At 70.4% G+C, this 16,342-nt stretch carries 13 protein-coding genes and 3 pseudogenes; all 16 read right to left on the bottom strand.

The features are described from left to right. A partial coding sequence (locus BN4348_RS34955; protein ID WP_096866106.1) for a 3-oxoacyl-ACP reductase occupies positions 1-716 on the bottom strand: 716 nt, incomplete at its 3' end. After that, the gene (locus BN4348_RS34950) at positions 713-2,080 is read right to left on the bottom strand and encodes an aldehyde dehydrogenase family protein (protein WP_066909581.1); all 1,368 of its coding nucleotides are present in this window, start codon (positions 2,078-2,080) and stop codon (positions 713-715) included. The genes BN4348_RS34950 and BN4348_RS34955, both read right to left, overlap by 4 nt. Next, on the bottom strand, positions 2,077-2,868 hold the full coding sequence (locus tag BN4348_RS34945; RefSeq protein ID WP_084453983.1) for a gamma-glutamyl-gamma-aminobutyrate hydrolase family protein: 792 nt from the start codon (positions 2,866-2,868) through the stop codon (positions 2,077-2,079). The genes BN4348_RS34950 and BN4348_RS34945 overlap by 4 nt, the downstream gene beginning before the upstream one ends. Further along, positions 2,855-4,207: a glutamine synthetase family protein gene (locus BN4348_RS34940; protein WP_066909575.1), complete on the bottom strand. Its 1,353-nt coding sequence runs from the start codon at positions 4,205-4,207 to the stop codon at positions 2,855-2,857. Before BN4348_RS34940 ends, BN4348_RS34945 begins: the two co-directional genes overlap by 14 nt. An 11-nt stretch (positions 4,208-4,218) precedes the next feature. Continuing rightward, positions 4,219-4,770, bottom strand: coding sequence for an alpha/beta hydrolase (locus BN4348_RS34935; RefSeq protein WP_066909587.1), 552 nt, complete (start codon positions 4,768-4,770; stop codon positions 4,219-4,221). Between the two features lie 58 nt (positions 4,771-4,828). Next, positions 4,829-6,328, bottom strand: coding sequence for a cobyric acid synthase (locus BN4348_RS34930; RefSeq protein WP_066909572.1), 1,500 nt, complete (start codon positions 6,326-6,328; stop codon positions 4,829-4,831). A 79-nt stretch (positions 6,329-6,407) separates the two neighbouring features. Beyond that, positions 6,408-7,265: a type I methionyl aminopeptidase gene (gene map, locus BN4348_RS34925; RefSeq protein WP_066909569.1), complete on the bottom strand. Its 858-nt coding sequence runs from the start codon at positions 7,263-7,265 to the stop codon at positions 6,408-6,410. Positions 7,266-7,365: 100 nt separating this feature from the next. After that, a pseudogene (locus tag BN4348_RS61130) lies at positions 7,366-7,623 on the bottom strand (hypothetical protein); the annotation flags it as partial. Beyond that, positions 7,620-8,406 (bottom strand): annotated as a pseudogene (locus BN4348_RS34920) (cobyric acid synthase); the annotation flags it as partial. The pseudogenes BN4348_RS34920 and BN4348_RS61130, both read right to left, overlap by 4 nt. Positions 8,407-8,485: 79 nt before the next feature. Beyond that, on the bottom strand, positions 8,486-9,343 hold the full coding sequence (map, locus tag BN4348_RS34915; protein WP_066909566.1) for a type I methionyl aminopeptidase: 858 nt from the start codon (positions 9,341-9,343) through the stop codon (positions 8,486-8,488). A gap of 100 nt (positions 9,344-9,443) precedes the next feature. After that, positions 9,444-10,007: a DUF1707 SHOCT-like domain-containing protein gene (locus tag BN4348_RS34910; RefSeq protein WP_066909563.1), complete on the bottom strand. Its 564-nt coding sequence runs from the start codon at positions 10,005-10,007 to the stop codon at positions 9,444-9,446. 57 nt (positions 10,008-10,064) lie between these two features. Then, the gene (locus tag BN4348_RS34905; protein WP_066909560.1) at positions 10,065-11,882 is read right to left on the bottom strand and encodes a penicillin-binding transpeptidase domain-containing protein; all 1,818 of its coding nucleotides are present in this window, start codon (positions 11,880-11,882) and stop codon (positions 10,065-10,067) included. 95 nt (positions 11,883-11,977) lie between these two features. Continuing rightward, positions 11,978-12,650, bottom strand: a pseudogene (locus BN4348_RS34900) (GNAT family N-acetyltransferase). A 55-nt stretch (positions 12,651-12,705) separates the two neighbouring features. Further along, on the bottom strand, positions 12,706-13,872 hold the full coding sequence (gene ispG / locus BN4348_RS34895; protein WP_066909557.1) for a flavodoxin-dependent (E)-4-hydroxy-3-methylbut-2-enyl-diphosphate synthase: 1,167 nt from the start codon (positions 13,870-13,872) through the stop codon (positions 12,706-12,708). Positions 13,873-13,888: 16 nt separating this feature from the next. Next, complete coding sequence (locus BN4348_RS34890) at positions 13,889-15,103, bottom strand: M50 family metallopeptidase (protein WP_066909554.1); 1,215 nt, start codon at positions 15,101-15,103, stop codon at positions 13,889-13,891. A 19-nt stretch (positions 15,104-15,122) separates the two neighbouring features. Further along, positions 15,123-16,310, bottom strand: a complete 1,188-nt coding sequence (dxr, locus tag BN4348_RS34885) for a 1-deoxy-D-xylulose-5-phosphate reductoisomerase (protein ID WP_066909551.1) — start codon at positions 16,308-16,310, stop codon at positions 15,123-15,125. Between the last annotated feature and the right edge of the window lie 32 nt (positions 16,311-16,342).

Here is a 16,342-nt window from a genome sequence, read left to right as displayed (position 1 = left end):
ATGAAGGATGCGTCGTCACTGGCCAGGAAGGCCACCGCGGCGGCGATCTCGTCGGGTTCGGCGAAGCGACCCAACGGCACGTGCACCAGGCGGCGGGCGGCCCGCTCCGGGTCCTTGGCGAAAAGCTCTTGCAGGAGCGGGGTGTTGACGGGCCCCGGGCACAGCGCGTTGACGCGGATGCCCTGCCGGGCGAACTGCACCCCCAATTCGCGCGACATGGCCAGGACCCCGCCCTTGGAGGCGGTGTAGGAGATCTGCGAGGTGGCCGAGCCCAGCACCGCGACGAACGACGCCGTGTTGATGATCGATCCCTTGCCGGCGGGCACCATGTGCCGCAACGCGGCCCGGCAGCACAGGTACACCGATTTCAGGTTGATGTCCTGGACTCGTTGCCACGCCGGCAGTTCGGTGTTCTCGATCAGGTCGTCCTCGGGGGGCGAGATGCCGGCGTTGTTGAACGCGATGTCGACCCAGCCGTAGGCCTCGGCCGCGGCGTCGAACAGCGCGTTGACCGCGCTTTCGTCCGAAACATCGGTGGGCACGAACAAGCCGGCGAGCTCCTCGGCGGCCGCGGCGCCGGCGTCGCGGTCGATGTCGCCGACCACGATGGTCGCGCCTTCGGCGCGCATCCGTCGCCCCGCGGCCAACCCGATGCCACCGGCGCCGCCGGTGATCACCGCCACCCGGCCGGCCAGCCGTTGCGTCAGGTCCATCACGAATCCTCCTTGACGGCGATGAACACGTTCTTGGTCTCGGTGAAATGCAGCGGCGCGTCGGGTCCGAGCTCGCGGCCCAGGCCGGACTGCTTGAAACCCCCGAAGGGCGTGTTGTAGCGCACCGACGAGTGCGAGTTCACCGACAGGTTGCCGGACTCGACCGCCCGCGACACCCGCAGCGCGCGGGACAGGTCGTCGGTCCAGATCGATCCCGACAGGCCGTAGGCGGTGTCGTTGGCCAGCGCGATGGCGTCGTGCTCGTCGTCGAACGGCAACACCGTGACGACCGGGCCGAAGATCTCCTCGGTGACGCTGCGGTCGGCGCGCCGGGGCGTCAGGACCGTTGGCGGGAACCAGAACCCGGGGCCCGACGGCGCCGTGCCGCGAAACGCGACGGGGGCGTCGTCGGGCACGTAGGAGGCCACCCGGGCGCGGTGGTCCGCCGACACCAGCGGGCCCATCTCGGTGTCGCGGGAGGCGGGGTCCCCCACGGCGACGGCCCGCACCGCGGGCTCCAGCAATTCCATGAACCGGTCGTACACGCTGCGCTGCACCAGGATCCGGCTGCGCGCACAGCAGTCCTGCCCGGCGTTGTCGAACACCCCGGCGGGCGCGGTCGCCGCAGCGCGCTCCAGGTCGCAGTCGGCGAAGACGATGTTCGCGCTCTTGCCGCCCAATTCCAGCGTCACCCGCTTGACGTGGGCCGCCGCGCCGGCCATCACCCGCTTGCCGACCTCGGTGGAACCGGTGAACACGACCTTGCGCACCCCCGGGTGGGTGACGAACCGCTCCCCCACCACCGCGCCCCTCCCGGGCAGCACCTGCAACAGGTCCGCGTCGAGCCCGGCCTGCACCGCCAGCTCGCCGAGCCGGATCGTGGTCAGCGGTGTCAATTCGGCGGGTTTGATGAGGACCGCGTTGCCGGCGGCGAGGGCGGGGCCGATGCTCCAGGACGCGATCGGCATCGGAAAGTTCCACGGCGTGATCACGCCGACCACGCCCAGCGGCTCGTTGAAGGTCACGTCCAGGCCGCCGGCGACCGGAATCTGCCTGCCGGACAGGCGTTCCGGGCTGCCCGCGTAGAACGTCAGCACGTCGCGGACGTGGCCGGCCTCCCATTCGGCGGACGCGATCGGGTGCCCGGAGTTGGCGACCTCGAGCGCGGCCAGCTCGTCGGTGTGGGCGGCGACGGCGGCCGCGAAGGCGCGCAGGCCTTCCGCGCGTTGCGCCGGGGACAACCGGGCCCAGCGCCGCTGGGCCGCCGCGGCGCACGCCACGGCGTCGTCGACCTCGGCGGCATCGACGAGCTCGACCGAGGCCAGCACCTCCTCGGTCGCGGGGTTGACCAGTTCCGTTGCGGTCATCGGCTTTCCGCGTACGATTTGGCGGCTTGCACCACCGCCTTGAACAGCCGCAGGTCGTCGAGCGACTTCTCCGGGTGCCACTGCACCGCAAGGACAAACGGCTCGCCCGGCAGCTCCACGGCCTCGACCACACCGTCGGCGTCCATCGCGCTGACCACCAGGGGATCGCCGACCTGGTCGATGGCCTGATGGTGATAGCAGGGCGCGTCGGTGGATTCGCCGAGCAGCGCGGCGAGCCGGGTTCCCGCCACGGTGCGGACCGGCAACCTGGTGAACACGCCGTTGCCCGCCCGATGACCGCTGTGCCCCAGGACATCCGGGAGGTGCTGATGCAGCGTGCCGCCGAATGCGACGTTGAGGACCTGCGCGCCGCGACAGATGCCCAGTACCGGGAGCCCGCGGTCCAGCGCGCCCCGCAGCAGCGCTAACTCGAGGTCGTCGCGGTCGGTGCGGGGGCGGTCGGTGGCCGGGTGCGGATCCTGGCCGTAGCGGGCGGGGTCGATGTCGTAGCCCCCGGTGATCACCAGCCCGTCGAGGCGGTCGAGCAGCGCACCGGCGGTGTCGTCGTCCGCCGGCTGCGGCGGCAGCAGTGTCGCGATGCCGCCGGCCATGACGACGCCCTCGAAGTAGTCGGCCGGCAGATACCCCGCGGCGATGTCCCAGATCCCCGTCTTCACCTGCTCCAAATAACTGGTCAGGCCGATCACCGGCCTCGCCCTACGTGGCGATCGCGAGCGCGGCGTAGCCGGGCGGCGCGGGTTGCCACCGTCCGACTCAGAGGCGTTCAAACCCGCGCATCCTTTCCCAGTCGGTGACGGCCGCGTTGAAGGCCGCCAGCTCCACGCGGGCGTTGTTCAGGTAATGCGCGACGACGTCGTCGCCGAACGCCTCGCGCGCCAGCGCCGACGCCTCGAACGCCGCGGCCGCCTCGGCCAGCGTGGCGGGCAGCCGCTCGAGATCGGTTGCCTGGTAGGCATTCCCGACGTACGGCGCGGGGGACTCGAGGCCCCGTTCGATGCCGTGCAGCCCCCCGGCGATCAGGGCGGCCACCGCGAGGTACGGGTTGACGTCGCCGCCGGGAACGCGGCACTCGACGCGGATGTTGCGCCCGTGCCCGACCACCCGCAGGGCGCAGGTGCGGTTGTCCAGCCCCCAGGCCACCGCCGTCGGCGCAAAACTGCCGTCGGCAAATCGCTTGTAGGAGTTGATGTTTGGCGCGTAGAACAAGGTCAGTTCGCGCACGGTGGCCAACAGGCCGGCGAGGAAACTGCCGAATGTCGCCGACATGCCGTGCGGGCCGCCGTCGTCGTCGAACACCGCACCGCCGTCCCTGTCGCGCAGCGACAGGTGGATGTGGCAGCTGTTGCCTTCGGCCTCATCGTATTTCGCCATGAACGTCAGGCTCTTGCCGTGCCGGTCGGCGATCTCCTTGGCGCCGTTCTTGTAGATGGCGTGGTTGTCGCAGGTGACCAGGGCCTCGGCGTAGCGAAAGCCGATTTCCTGCTGGCCCCTGTTGCATTCGCCCTTGACGGCCTCGAACCGCAGGCCCGCCCCCTCCATTCCCAGCCGGATGTCGCGCAGCAGCGGCTCCATGCGCGCCGACGCCAGCATCGCGTAGTCGATGTTGTAGTCGCTGGCCGGCGTCAGCCCGCGATAACCGACGGCCCAGGCCTGGCGATACGACTCGTCGAACACGATGAACTCCAGCTCGGTGGCGACGTCGGCGAGCAGCCCGCGCGCGCCCAGCCGGTCGAGCTGCCGGCGCAGGATCGCCCGGGGAGCCACCGCCACCTCGCCGCCGTCGGCCCAGCCGAGGTCGGCGATCACCAGGGCGGTGGCGTGCAGCCACGGGGTGAGCCGGAGGGTGGACAGATCCGGGGTCATCACCATGTCGCCGTAGCCGGTCTCCCAGCTCGACATCGCATAGCCGGGCACGGTATTCATCTCGACGTCGACGGCGAGCAGATAATTGCAGCACTCGGCCCCGTGCGCCGCCACTTCCTCGACGAAGAGCCCGGCGGCCATGCGTTTGCCGACCAGCCGGCCCTGCATGTCGGCGAACGCCACGATGACGGTGTCCACCGCACCGCGTTGCACCAGCTGTTCCAGCGCGGCCAGCGACAACATCGCGGACGGCGCTACCACGTGCTGGTGCGCAAGACGATCTCGGCGGCCAACTGTGCCGTCGACTCCTGCGCGGTGCGCCGGCCCAGGTCCACCACGCGGTATTCGGCGTAGACGTAGCGCTGGCTGGCGGCGGCCGCCGCCCGGGCGGCCGGGGAGCTGACCAGCACCGTGGTGCCGATTTCCACCGGCGGGCAGTGCTCGTCGAGAACCACCCCGCGGGAGTCGGGCACCCGCGGATGTCCGCGGTCGATCACGATCAGGCCCACGAACCGGCCCAGCCGGGTCGCCGCCAGCTCCCAGGCCAGCTCGCCGCCGGCGCGGTCGCCGCAGACCACGGCCCAGCGAATCCCCAGCGCATCGAGGATGCCGACCACCGATTTGGCGGTCAGGCGCTGATCGAGGCCGATGACGACGGTCCGCAGCGAGGCGGTGTGCAGGCGCTCGCATACCGCGTCGTAGGCGACGGGCGCGCGCTCCTGGTCGCCGAGGATGACGACGACGACGCCCTTTTCCGGACCCGCGACGGCCACCGGGACCGGGAATCCGTCGAGCGTGTTCATCATCGAGTGCACTCACGCACGCTACAGCCAATGGGCCAGCTCGCGCGAGGTTTCCTGCCTCTCACGGCTGCAGCCCGAACGCGAGATGGGGCCGTCGCGGCGGGGGCCCGTCGAGGAGGTCCAGCACGGCGTCGAGATCGAGATGGGCGGCCAGCAGGTCGGCGATCGCGTCCAGTTGGGCATCGCGCCGCGCGGCGACGTTGGTGTCTGCGAGGACGAACCCGTTGCGGCCCGCGGCGTCGGCGACCCGGGTCAGCCACGCCCGGCGGAAGTCGTCGTTGTCGAGCAGGCCGTGCCAATGGGTGCCGTACACCGCGCCGCGGGCGATGCCGTGGGCTTGCGAGTCGACGGTGAACCACGCGTCCTCGGCGCACCGGGAAACCCGCCCATGATGGATTTCGTAGCCGGTCAGGGGCCGCTGCCAGCGGCGCAACACCTTGGCCCGCTCGAAGTCGATGTCGGCGTCCAGCAGCCGCAGGCCGGTGACCTCCCCCGCACCGGATTCCACGGTGTCCTCGATGCGACGGCACAGCATCTGGAACCCGCCGCAGATCCCCAGTACCGGCCTGCCGGCCCGGGCGTGGTCGACGATCGCGCCGGCCAGGCCGCGATCGCGCAGCCAGGACAGGTCCGCCACCGTCGCCTTGCTCCCGGGCAGCACGACCAGGTCGGTGTCGGCCAGGTCGGCGGGGTCGGTCACCCAGCGCACCAGCACGCCGGGCTCGCAGGCCAGCGCCTCGAGGTCGGTCGAGTTGGAGATCCGGGGCAGCCGCACCGCGGCCACCCGCAGCCACTCGTCGCCGCGCGCCGAGGCCGGCGTGCCCACGACGCGGTGCGCGAGGACCGACAGCGAGTCCTCGGCGTCGAGCCACAGCTCCTCGGCGTAGGGCAGCACGCCGTACGTCGGGCGGCCGGTCATGCAGCGCAGCTGCCGCAGCCCGGGTTCCAGCAGCGCCCGATCCCCGCGGAATTTGTTGACGACGAAGCCGGCGATCAGCGCCTGGTCGCCGGGCTCGAGCACCGCGACCGTCCCGAACAGGTGGGCGAGCAGGCCGCCGCGGTCGATGTCACCGACCAGGATCACCGGCAGGTTGGCGGCCCGGGCCAGGCCCATGTTCGCCAAATCCGTGGCGCGCAGGTTGATCTCGGCGGGCGATCCGGCGCCCTCGCAGATCACCGCGTCGAATTCGTCGCGCAGGCAGGACAATTCGTCGAAGACGATGCGGGCGAGCCGGTCACGATGCTGTACGTAGTTCGCCGCCGAGACCGACTCGGCGGCCTGACCCCGGATCACCAGCTGCGACGTGCGGTCGCTGCCCGGTTTGAGCAGGATCGGGTTGAATCGCACGCTGGGCTCCAGCCCCGCCGCCCGGGCCTGGATCGCCTGGGCCCGGCCGATCTCGCCGCCCTCGACGGTGACCACGGAGTTGTTGGACATGTTCTGCGCCTTGAACGGCGCCACTTTCGTGCCGCGGCGCGCCAGCAGCCGGCACAGGCCCGCCACCACCACCGATTTCCCGGCGTCGGAGCTGGTGCCGGCGACCAGCAGGGCCCCGCCCACGGTTATGTGGCCACCAGACGCAGAATCGCACGATCCGGCCCCCGGGAACGCGATTCTGCGTCTGCTCGCGGGGGAAAGGTCACGGCAGGGTGAGGATCTCGACGCCGGCGTCGGTCACCAGCAGGGTGTGCTCGAACTGCGCGGTCCACTTGCGGTCCCTGGTGACGACGGTCCAGCCGTCGTCCCAGATCTCGTAGTCCAGCGCGCCGAGGTTGATCATCGGCTCGATGGTGAACGTCATGCCCGGCTGGATGATCGTGGCCACGGAGGGCTGTTCGTAGTGCAGCACGACCAGCCCGTTGTGAAACGTGGTGCCGATGCCGTGGCCGGTGAAGTCACGAACCACGTTGTACCCGAAGCGATTTGCGTAGGACTCGATGACGCGCCCGACGACCGACAGCGCGCGGCCCGGTTTGACGGCGTTGATCGCGCGCATCGTGGCCTCGCGCGTCCGCTCCACCAGCAGCCGGTGCTCCTCGGAGACATCGCCGGCCAGAAACGTCGCGTTGGTGTCGCCGTGCACCCCGTCGATGTAGGCGGTGACGTCGATGTTGACGATGTCGCCGTCTTCGATGACCGTCGAGTCGGGGATGCCGTGGCAGATCACCTCGTTGAGCGAGGTGCAGCACGACTTCGGGAATCCCTTGTAGCCCAGCGTCGACGGGTAGGCCCCGTTGTCGATCATGTACTCGTGGGCGATGCGGTCCAGTTCGTCGGTCGCCACCCCCGGCGCGACCGCCTTGCCCGCCTCGGCCAGCGCGCCGGCCGCGATCCGGCCGGCGACGCGCATCTTCTCGATGACCTCGGGCGTCTGCACCCACGGCTCGCTGCCCTCCCGGGCGATCGGCTTGCCGACGTATTCCGGGCGCGGGATGCGGCCGGGCACCGGCAGAGTCGGCGATATCACTCCGGGGGAAAGCGCGGTCCGAGCGGGCATGGGGCCAGCTTAATGCTGCTCGTGGGGCGGTGCCGTCGACGAGCCGGTAAATTCGCAGGGCCCTACTCGCACTTCTTCTGCAGATTTCAGGCTCGGCGCATCATGGCTTGCCGCGGCGCAGAAACGAGCGGCGCGGCCCCCGGACGATCACCGACCCGCACACCACCCGGCCCGTCAGCACGACGTGCGGCGTCCCCTCGCCCCGGGCGTCCTTGCGGCGGTCGCTGGCGCTGCCCACGTAGACCTCGACGTCGTCGATCGAGGCGCTGGCGCCGTCGGGCAAGCGGACCTCGACCGAGCCGAACCTCATGTCGAGTTCGATGACCACCACCGGACCCGCGAATCGGGCCCTGGTCAGGTNCACCCGCAGCCACTCGTCGCCGCGCGCCGAGGCCGGCGTGCCCACGACGCGGTGCGCGAGGACCGACAGCGAGTCCTCGGCGTCGAGCCACAGCTCCTCGGCGTAGGGCAGCACGCCGTACGTCGGGCGGCCGGTCATGCAGCGCAGCTGCCGCAGCCCGGGTTCCAGCAGCGCCCGATCCCCGCGGAATTTGTTGACGACGAAGCCGGCGATCAGCGCCTGGTCGCCGGGCTCGAGCACCGCGACCGTCCCGAACAGGTGGGCGAGCAGGCCGCCGCGGTCGATGTCACCGACCAGGATCACCGGCAGGTTGGCGGCCCGGGCCAGGCCCATGTTCGCCAAATCCGTGGCGCGCAGGTTGATCTCGGCGGGCGATCCGGCGCCCTCGCAGATCACCGCGTCGAATTCGTCGCGCAGGCAGGACAATTCGTCGAAGACGATGCGGGCGAGCCGGTCACGATGCTGTACGTAGTTCGCCGCCGAGACCGACTCGGCGGCCTGACCCCGGATCACCAGCTGCGACGTGCGGTCGCTGCCCGGTTTGAGCAGGATCGGGTTGAATCGCACGCTGGGCTCCAGCCCCGCCGCCCGGGCCTGGATCGCCTGGGCCCGGCCGATCTCGCCGCCCTCGACGGTGACCACGGAGTTGTTGGACATGTTCTGCGCCTTGAACGGCGCCACTTTCGTGCCGCGGCGCGCCAGCAGCCGGCACAGGCCCGCCACCACCACCGATTTCCCGGCGTCGGAGCTGGTGCCGGCGACCAGCAGGGCCCCGCCCACGGTTATGTGGCCACCAGACGCAGAATCGCACGATCCGGCCCCCGGGAACGCGATTCTGCGTCTGCTCGCGGGGGAAAGGTCACGGCAGGGTGAGGATCTCGACGCCGGCGTCGGTCACCAGCAGGGTGTGCTCGAACTGCGCGGTCCACTTGCGGTCCCTGGTGACGACGGTCCAGCCGTCGTCCCAGATCTCGTAGTCCAGCGCGCCGAGGTTGATCATCGGCTCGATGGTGAACGTCATGCCCGGCTGGATGATCGTGGCCACGGAGGGCTGTTCGTAGTGCAGCACGACCAGCCCGTTGTGAAACGTGGTGCCGATGCCGTGGCCGGTGAAGTCACGAACCACGTTGTACCCGAAGCGATTTGCGTAGGACTCGATGACGCGCCCGACGACCGACAGCGCGCGGCCCGGTTTGACGGCGTTGATCGCGCGCATCGTGGCCTCGCGCGTCCGCTCCACCAGCAGCCGGTGCTCCTCGGAGACATCGCCGGCCAGAAACGTCGCGTTGGTGTCGCCGTGCACCCCGTCGATGTAGGCGGTGACGTCGATGTTGACGATGTCGCCGTCTTCGATGACCGTCGAGTCGGGGATGCCGTGGCAGATCACCTCGTTGAGCGAGGTGCAGCACGACTTCGGGAATCCCTTGTAGCCCAGCGTCGACGGGTAGGCCCCGTTGTCGATCATGTACTCGTGGGCGATGCGGTCCAGTTCGTCGGTCGTCACCCCCGGCGCGACCGCCTTGCCCGCCTCGGCCAGCGCGCCGGCCGCGATCCGGCCGGCGACGCGCATCTTCTCGATGACCTCGGGCGTCTGCACCCACGGCTCGCTGCCCTCCCGGGCGATCGGCTTGCCGACGTATTCCGGGCGCGGGATGCGGCCGGGCACCGGCAGAGTCGGCGATATCACTCCGGGGGAAAGCGCGGTCCGAGCGGGCATGGGGCCAGCTTAATGCTGCTCGTGGGGCGGTGCCGTCGACGAGCCGGTAAATTCGCAGGGCCCTACTCGCACTTCTTCTGCAGATTTCAGGCTCGGCGCATCATGGCTTGCCGCGGCGCAGAAACGAGCGGCGCGGCCCCCGGACGATCACCGACCCGCACACCACCCGGCCCGTCAGCACGACGTGCGGCGTCCCCTCGCCCCGGGCGTCCTTGCGGCGGTCGCTGGCGCTGCCCACGTAGACCTCGACGTCGTCGATCGAGGCGCTGGCGCCGTCGGGCAAGCGGACCTCGACCGAGCCGAACCTCATGTCGAGTTCGATGACCACCACCGGACCCGCGAATCGGGCCCTGGTCAGGTCGAGTTCGACCGAGCCCAGCCGGCGCACCAGCGCCAGCCGGGTGGGCACGGTCCATTCGCCGTGGCGCTTCAGCGAGCCGGCCCAGCCGCGCAGTTCCACCCGGTCGGCCGCGGACGTGACGATCGCGCCCGGCCCGGGCAGGTCGCCGACCAGCCCGTCCAGCTCGCCCCGGGTGCGCGCGTACGACACCTGCGACGAGCGCTGCTCGAACTCGTCGATGTCGATCAGCCCGAGCGCGACGGCGTTGTGCAGGCGCCGCATCGTGCCGTTCCGGTCGGCGTCGGAGACCCGCAGCGCCACCATGTCCCCGCCGGATGTTTCGCCCACGCTTGCAATTTACCGCCGCGGCGGGGCGGGAGCTCAGGCCAAATAGTCCCGCGGCAGCGACTCGAACATCACCTTGGTCATCCGGACCGCGTACTCCGAGCTGCCGCCCCCGACGATCAGCGAGGCGAACGCGAGGTCGCCGCGGTATCCGGCGAACCACGAGTGCGATCCGCCCGGGAACTCGGCCTCACCGGTCTTCCCGTAGATCTCGCCGCAGCAGCCGGCGATCTCCTTGGCGGTCCCGTTGGTCACCACCAGCCGCATCATCGGCCGCAGCGCGTCGACCATCTTCTCCGAAATCGGCGTGTCGTCGCCCTCGACCGTCGTCGGCCGGCCGGCGATCAGCTGCGGCACCGGCGTTTTGCCGGCGTCGACGGTCGCGGCGACCAGGGCCATGCCGAAGGGGCTCGCCAACACCTTGCCCTGGCCGAAGCCGTCCTCGGTGCGCTCGGCCAGGTCGACGGTGGGCGGGACCGACCCCGTCACGGTGGTGATGCCGTCGACCGTGTAGTCCAGCCCGATGCCGTAGCGGTTGGCCGCCTGGGTGAGGCCGCGGGGCGGCATTCGGCTGCTCAGCTCGGCGAACGTGGTGTTGCACGAACTGGCGAACGCGCGCGACATCGGCACCGCACCCAGGTCGAAGCCGCCGTAGTTGGGGATGGTGCGGTGCCCGATGTCGATGCGGCCCGGGCAGCCCAGCATCGTGTTGGGGGTGGCCATGTCGCGGTCGACGGCGGCGCCGGCGGTGACCATCTTGAAGGTCGACCCCGGCGGGAACAGTCCGTTGGTGGCCGGCAGGCCGTCCGCGTCGGCGCCGTTGTTCTGCGCGATCGCCAGGATCTCCCCGGTCGACGGCTTGATCACGACGATCATCGCCTTGCCGCCCCGGGTGTCCACCGCATGCTGCGCGGCGTTCTGCACCGCGCGGTCCAGCGTGATCGACACCGACGGCGCCGGGGAGCCCTCGACCTCGTGCAGCACGGCCACGTCGACGCCGTTCTGGTTGACGCTGACCACCCGCCAGCCGGCCTGGCCGTCGAGTTGGTCCAGCACGGCCTTTTTCACCTCGGCGATGACGGCCGGCGCGAAATGCGGGTCGGTCGGCAGCATCTCGGCCTGCGGCGTGACCACGATGCCGGGCAGCCTGCCGATCGCGGGGAAAACCTTGTCGTTGTCGTCGGGATGCAGCGTGACCCCCAGGTCGAGCGGCTGCGTCGCCGAGGTCGCCTGCTCGGCCAGCAGCTGCGGGTCGGCGAGCGCGTTGTTGAACGGGCGCAGCACGTCGACCAGCGCGTGCGTCGTCCCGATCAGGGCGGGCCCGGCCTGCGTGGCGTCCAGCGTGTAGTGGTACAGGTAGCCCGGCGTGAGCACATCGCTGCCCCCGAGCTCGTTCACCGACGCCCGCCGCGGTCGATCGGCGCGCAGGGCGAAAGTCTGATGCTCGCCCAGCTTGGGGTGCAGCCCGGTGGTGGCCCACCGGACCTCCCAGCGCCCCTCGTCGCGGGCCATCCGCAGCTGGCCGTCATAGCTCCAGGTCCGGTTCTTGGGCAGGTGCCAGGTGAAGCGGTAGTCGACCGTGCCGGTGTCCTCGGCGTACCTGGCGCTGAGGACCTGCGCGTCCAGGTGGCTGGCCTGTAGCCCGGCCCAGGCGGCGTTCAGCGCCTCGCGCGCTTCGTTGGGGTTGTCGCTGAGCTGGGCGGCCGTCGCGGTGTCGCCGATCGCCAGGGCGCGGAAGAACTTCTCGGCGGCCGGTCCGGGACCGTCGGGCCTCGGCGTGCACCCGGACAGGGCGATTGCCGCGACAAGCAGCAGGCCCGCCGTCGCTGATACCAATGGGGTTTTTGTGACCATCGGTGCTGATGTTAAGAACTGAGGTCTCAACCGGGGCGCCGACACACCGAGACCGAAGCGTTATCCCGTCCGGCCGCATACTCGCGGGGAGAGATTCAGTCCAGCAGGACCGTCGCGAAGGTGCCGACCTCGGCGAAGCCCACTCGCGCGTACGCGGCGCGGGCGACGGTGTTGAAGTTGTTCACGTACAGGCTCGCGATCCGCCCGGTGGCGACGATCACGGCGGCCACCGTCNCCGCCGTCGCCGAGCCGCGGGTCGACGCCGACTTCGCCGATGAACATGTCGACGGCGGCCACCAGGTAGGCGTCCAGCTCGTCGGGCCGGACCTGGCGCACGCCGACGTCGATGTCGCAGTGGGGGTGGCTGGTCAGCGCCATCAGCGGCTGGTCGTCGCGCACGTCGCGCGCCGGGCCCCAGGCCGACTCGAGCCGCTCCCACAACGGCACCACCAGATGCGACCTGCCGACCAACGAGGAACAGCGCCGCGTCCCGCTCATCGCCTCGTCGGCGAAGGCGTTCAGGTCGGCCGGCGCGCCGCGCAGCGGGATGAGGTTGGCACCGGCGAAGCACAGCGACTCTTCCGGGCCGCGGCGGGTCCACAGTTCCCCGCCGATCGAATTCGGGTCGATGCCGTAGTCGGCCACGCGCGCCGCGACCATGCACGAGCCGACCGGGTCGTCGTCGAGCACCCGCCAGACGGCGGCGGCGTCACGCACCACGGACACCCGTCGCTCGCCGACAAGGCGCATGATGGGCGGAGCCGACATCTACGGAACTCTCTGTGGTGCGAAAAGACGATCAGTGCAGGGGCACAAGCCCCTATCAGCTTACGGTCACAATCGGCGAACCGCTCGCTTCTGTTTGAGGATCGTGACCGGTCCCCATCTCGGCCGCCAGCCGCATGGCCTCCTCGATGAGCGTCTCGACGATCTGGGCTTCCGGCACGGTCTTGATCACCTCGCCCCGAACGAAGATCTGTCCCTTGCCATTTCCCGACGCGACGCCCAGGTCGGCCTCGCGGGCCTCGCCCGGGCCGTTGACGACGCAGCCCATCACGGCCACCCGCAGCGGCACGTCGAGCCCGTCCAGCCCGGCGGTGACCGCGTTGGCCAGCGTGTAGACGTCGACCTGCGCGCGACCGCACGACGGGCAGGACACGATCTCCAGCCCGCGCGGCCGCAGGTTGAGCGATTCGAGGATCTGGATGCCGACCTTGACTTCCTCGACGGGCGGGGCCGACAGGGACACCCGGATGGTGTCGCCGATGCCGCGCGACAGCAGCGCGCCGAAGGCGACCGCGGACTTGATGGTGCCCTGGAACGCGGGTCCGGCCTCGGTGACGCCCAGGTGCAGCGGGTAGTCGCACCGGGCCGCCAGCTGCTCGTAGGCGGCAACCATCACGACGGGATCGTTGTGCTTGACGCTGATCTTGATGTCGCCGAAGCCGTGCTCCTCGAACAGCGAGGCCTCCCACAGCGCCGACTCGACCAGCGCCTCGGGCGTGGCCTTGCCGTGCTTCTCCATGAACCGCTTGTCCAGCGAGCCGGCGTTGACGCCGATGCGGATCGGGATGCCGGCCGCCGCGGCGGCCTTGGCGACCTCGCCGACGCGGCCGTCGAATTCCTTGATGTTGCCCGGGTTTACCCGCACCGCGGCGCACCCGGCGTCGATCGCGGCGAAGATGTATTTCGGCTGGAAGTGGATGTCGGCGATCACCGGGATCTGGCTCTTCCTGGCGATCGCGGCCAGCGCGTCGGCGTCCTCCTGGCGCGGGCAGGCCACCCGGACGATGTCGCAGCCGGCGGCGGTCAGTTCGGCGATCTGTTGCAGTGTCGCGTTGATGTCGTGCGTCTTGGTGGTGCACATCGACTGCACCGAAATCGGATGGTCGCTGCCGACCCCGACGTTGCGGACCATCAATTGCCGCGTGGTGCGCCGGGGGGCGAGCGTGGGCGCCGGGGCGTCCGGCATGCCCAGGCCAATCGTCACTTTCTGCCTTCTCTCACTACTGGAAGAGCCTGATCGGGTTGACCAGATCAGCGGTCACGGTCAACAGCATGTAGCCGACCACGAATACCAGCACCACGTAGGTCGCCGGCATCAGCTTGAGGTAGTTCACCGGCGCCGCCGCGACCATGCCGCGGGCCGACCGGATCAGGTTGCGAACCTTCTCGAACACCGCGATGGCGATGTGGCCGCCGTCGAACGGCAGCAGCGGCACCAGGTTGATCGCGCCCAGGATGAGGTTCAACTGGGCCAGGAAGAACCAGAACGCCACCCACAACCCGTGGTCGACGGTGTCGCCGCCGATGATGCTGGCCCCGACCACGCTCATCGGCGTCTGCGGGTCGCGCTGCCCGCCGCCGATGGCGTGCACCAGCGCCCCGACCTTCGTCGGGATCGTGACCAGCGCCTTGCCCACCTCGACGGTCAGCTCCCCGGCGAAGGCGAAGGTGGCCGGTATCGCCGAGAAGACGCCATAGTGCGTGGGCGTCACCTTGACGGCGCCGACGCCGATGGCACCGACGGTGGCGGCCTCGGGCTTGGCGTTCTGCGCCTTGGAGATATAGCGCTGGGTGGGCGTCACGTCGACGTAGGTGGTGATGGTGGCGCCGTCGCGCTCGACGACGACGGGAACGGTGCCGTGCAGCTTGCGCACCGCGGCGGCCATGTCCTCGAAGGTGGACACCGGGGTGTCACCGACCTTGACGACGACGTCGCCGGGGCGAATTCCGGCGAGCGCCGCCGGACCCGGCCCGGTGCAATTGCCGACCTTGCCCGGGCTGACTTCCGGTGCGACACAAGCGGTCTCGCCGACGATGGCCTTGGTGGGCGGGTGCAGGTTGGGCAGCCCCCAGACGAGCGCAATGCCGTAGATCAGCACCAGGCAGATGACGAAGTTCATCCCCGGGCCCGCGAACAGCGTCGCGACCCGCTTCCAGGTCGCCTGCTTGTACATCGCGCGGTCGGTCTCGTCGGGCTCCAGGTCCTCGACCGGCGTCATGCCGGCGATGTCGCAGAAGCCGCCCAGCGGGACGGCCTTGACGCCGTACTCGATTTCACCGCGGCGCGTCGACCACAGCGTGGGGCCGAAACCGACGAAATAGCGCCGCACCTTCATGCCGGTGCCGCGGGCGACCCACATGTGGCCGCACTCGTGCAGGGCCACCGAGATCAGGATGGCGAGCGCGAACAGCACAATGCCGATAGCGAACATCATCAGGCTGCCAGGACCTTTCTCACACCATTCCGGAGATCTTGTGGGCACTCGCGCCTCCGAGCGCGCGCTGCGCCCGCTCCCTTGCCCAGCGCTGCGCGTCGAGTACCTCATCCACGTTAGCCGGTGAAACCGCCCATTGGTCGGCGGCGTGCAGCACGTCGGCGATGGTTTTGACGATGGCGGGGAACCCGATGCGGCCTTGCAGGAACGCCTCGGCGGCCTCTTCGTTGGCCGCGTTGTACACGGCGGTCATGCAGCCGCCGGTCACCCCGGCGTGCCGGGCCAGCTCGACGGCCGGGAAAACCTCGCCGTCCAGCGGCTCGAATTCCCAGCTAGAGGCGGTGGTGAAGTCGCAGGAGGCCGCCGCCCCGGGCACCCGGTGGGGCCAGCCCAGGGCCAGCGAGATGGGCAGCTTCATGTCCGGGGGGCTGGCCTGGGCGATGGTCGAGCCGTCGATGAAGGTGACCATCGAATGAACAATCGACTGGGGGTGCACGACCACCTCGATGCGGTCGTAGTCGATGCCGAACAGCAGGTGGGTCTCGATGAGCTCGAGCCCCTTGTTGACCAGCGACGCCGAGTTCAGCGTGTTCATCGGGCCCATCGACCAGGTGGGGTGGGCGCCGGCCTGCTCGGGGGTGACGCCCTCCAGGTCCGCGGCGGCCCAGCCGCGGAACGGGCCGCCGGAGGCCGTCAGCACCAGCTTGGCGACCTCGTCGGGGCTGCCGCCGCGCAGGCACTGCGCCAGCGCCGAGTGTTCGGAGTCGACGGGCACGATCTGGCCCGGCCGCGCCGCCCGCAGCACCAGGGGGCCGCCGGCGATCAGCGATTCCTTGTTGGCCAGGGCCAGCCGGGCCCCGGAGTCCAGGGCGGCCAGCGTAGGTCGCAGGCCCAGGGCCCCGACCAGCGCGTTGAGGACGACATCGGCCTCGGTCTCCTGGACCAGCCGGGTTACCGCTTGCGGGCCGCTGTAGCGGACGTCGCCGACCTGCTGCGCCGCGCGCTCGTCGGCGACGGCGATGTTGGTGACGCCGGTCGCGGCGCGCTGCCGCGCCACGGCCTCGGGGTTGGCGCCCCCGGCCGCCAGCCCGACCACCTCGAAACGGTCCGGGTTGGCCGCGATGACCTCGAGCGCCTGGGTGCCGATCGAGCCGGTGCTGCCCAGCACCAGCACGCGCAGGCGGCCCTGCGTGGTCGCGTTGGTCACTCACTCATTGTGCCCGCTCGGCGTCGCGGCGG

It is taken from the genome of Mycobacterium interjectum (genome assembly GCF_900078675.2).
GTDB lineage: Bacteria > Actinomycetota > Actinomycetes > Mycobacteriales > Mycobacteriaceae > Mycobacterium > Mycobacterium interjectum.
The sequence above is the reverse complement of the archived record's forward strand: the minus strand, read 5'-3'. Positions and strand labels throughout refer to the sequence as shown.

Excerpts from the sequence above, each read along its gene's own strand:
- BN4348_RS34950 (WP_066909581.1), bottom strand. The coding sequence starts at position 2,080 with ATGACCGCAACGGAACTGGTCAACCCCGCGACCGAGGAGGTGCTGGCC.
- map (WP_066909566.1), bottom strand. The coding sequence starts at position 9,343 with ATGCCCGCTCGGACCGCGCTTTCCCCCGGAGTGATATCGCCGACTCTG.
- BN4348_RS34935 (WP_066909587.1), bottom strand. The coding sequence starts at position 4,770 with ATGATGAACACGCTCGACGGATTCCCGGTCCCGGTGGCCGTCGCGGGT.
- BN4348_RS34890 (WP_066909554.1), bottom strand. The coding sequence starts at position 15,103 with ATGATGTTCGCTATCGGCATTGTGCTGTTCGCGCTCGCCATCCTGATC.
- BN4348_RS34940 (WP_066909575.1), bottom strand. The coding sequence starts at position 4,207 with ATGTTGTCGCTGGCCGCGCTGGAACAGCTGGTGCAACGCGGTGCGGTG.
- map (WP_066909569.1), bottom strand. The coding sequence starts at position 7,265 with ATGCCCGCTCGGACCGCGCTTTCCCCCGGAGTGATATCGCCGACTCTG.
- BN4348_RS34910 (WP_066909563.1), bottom strand. The coding sequence starts at position 10,007 with ATGGTGGCGCTGCGGGTCTCCGACGCCGACCGGAACGGCACGATGCGG.
- BN4348_RS34905 (WP_066909560.1), bottom strand. The coding sequence starts at position 11,882 with ATGGTCACAAAAACCCCATTGGTATCAGCGACGGCGGGCCTGCTGCTT.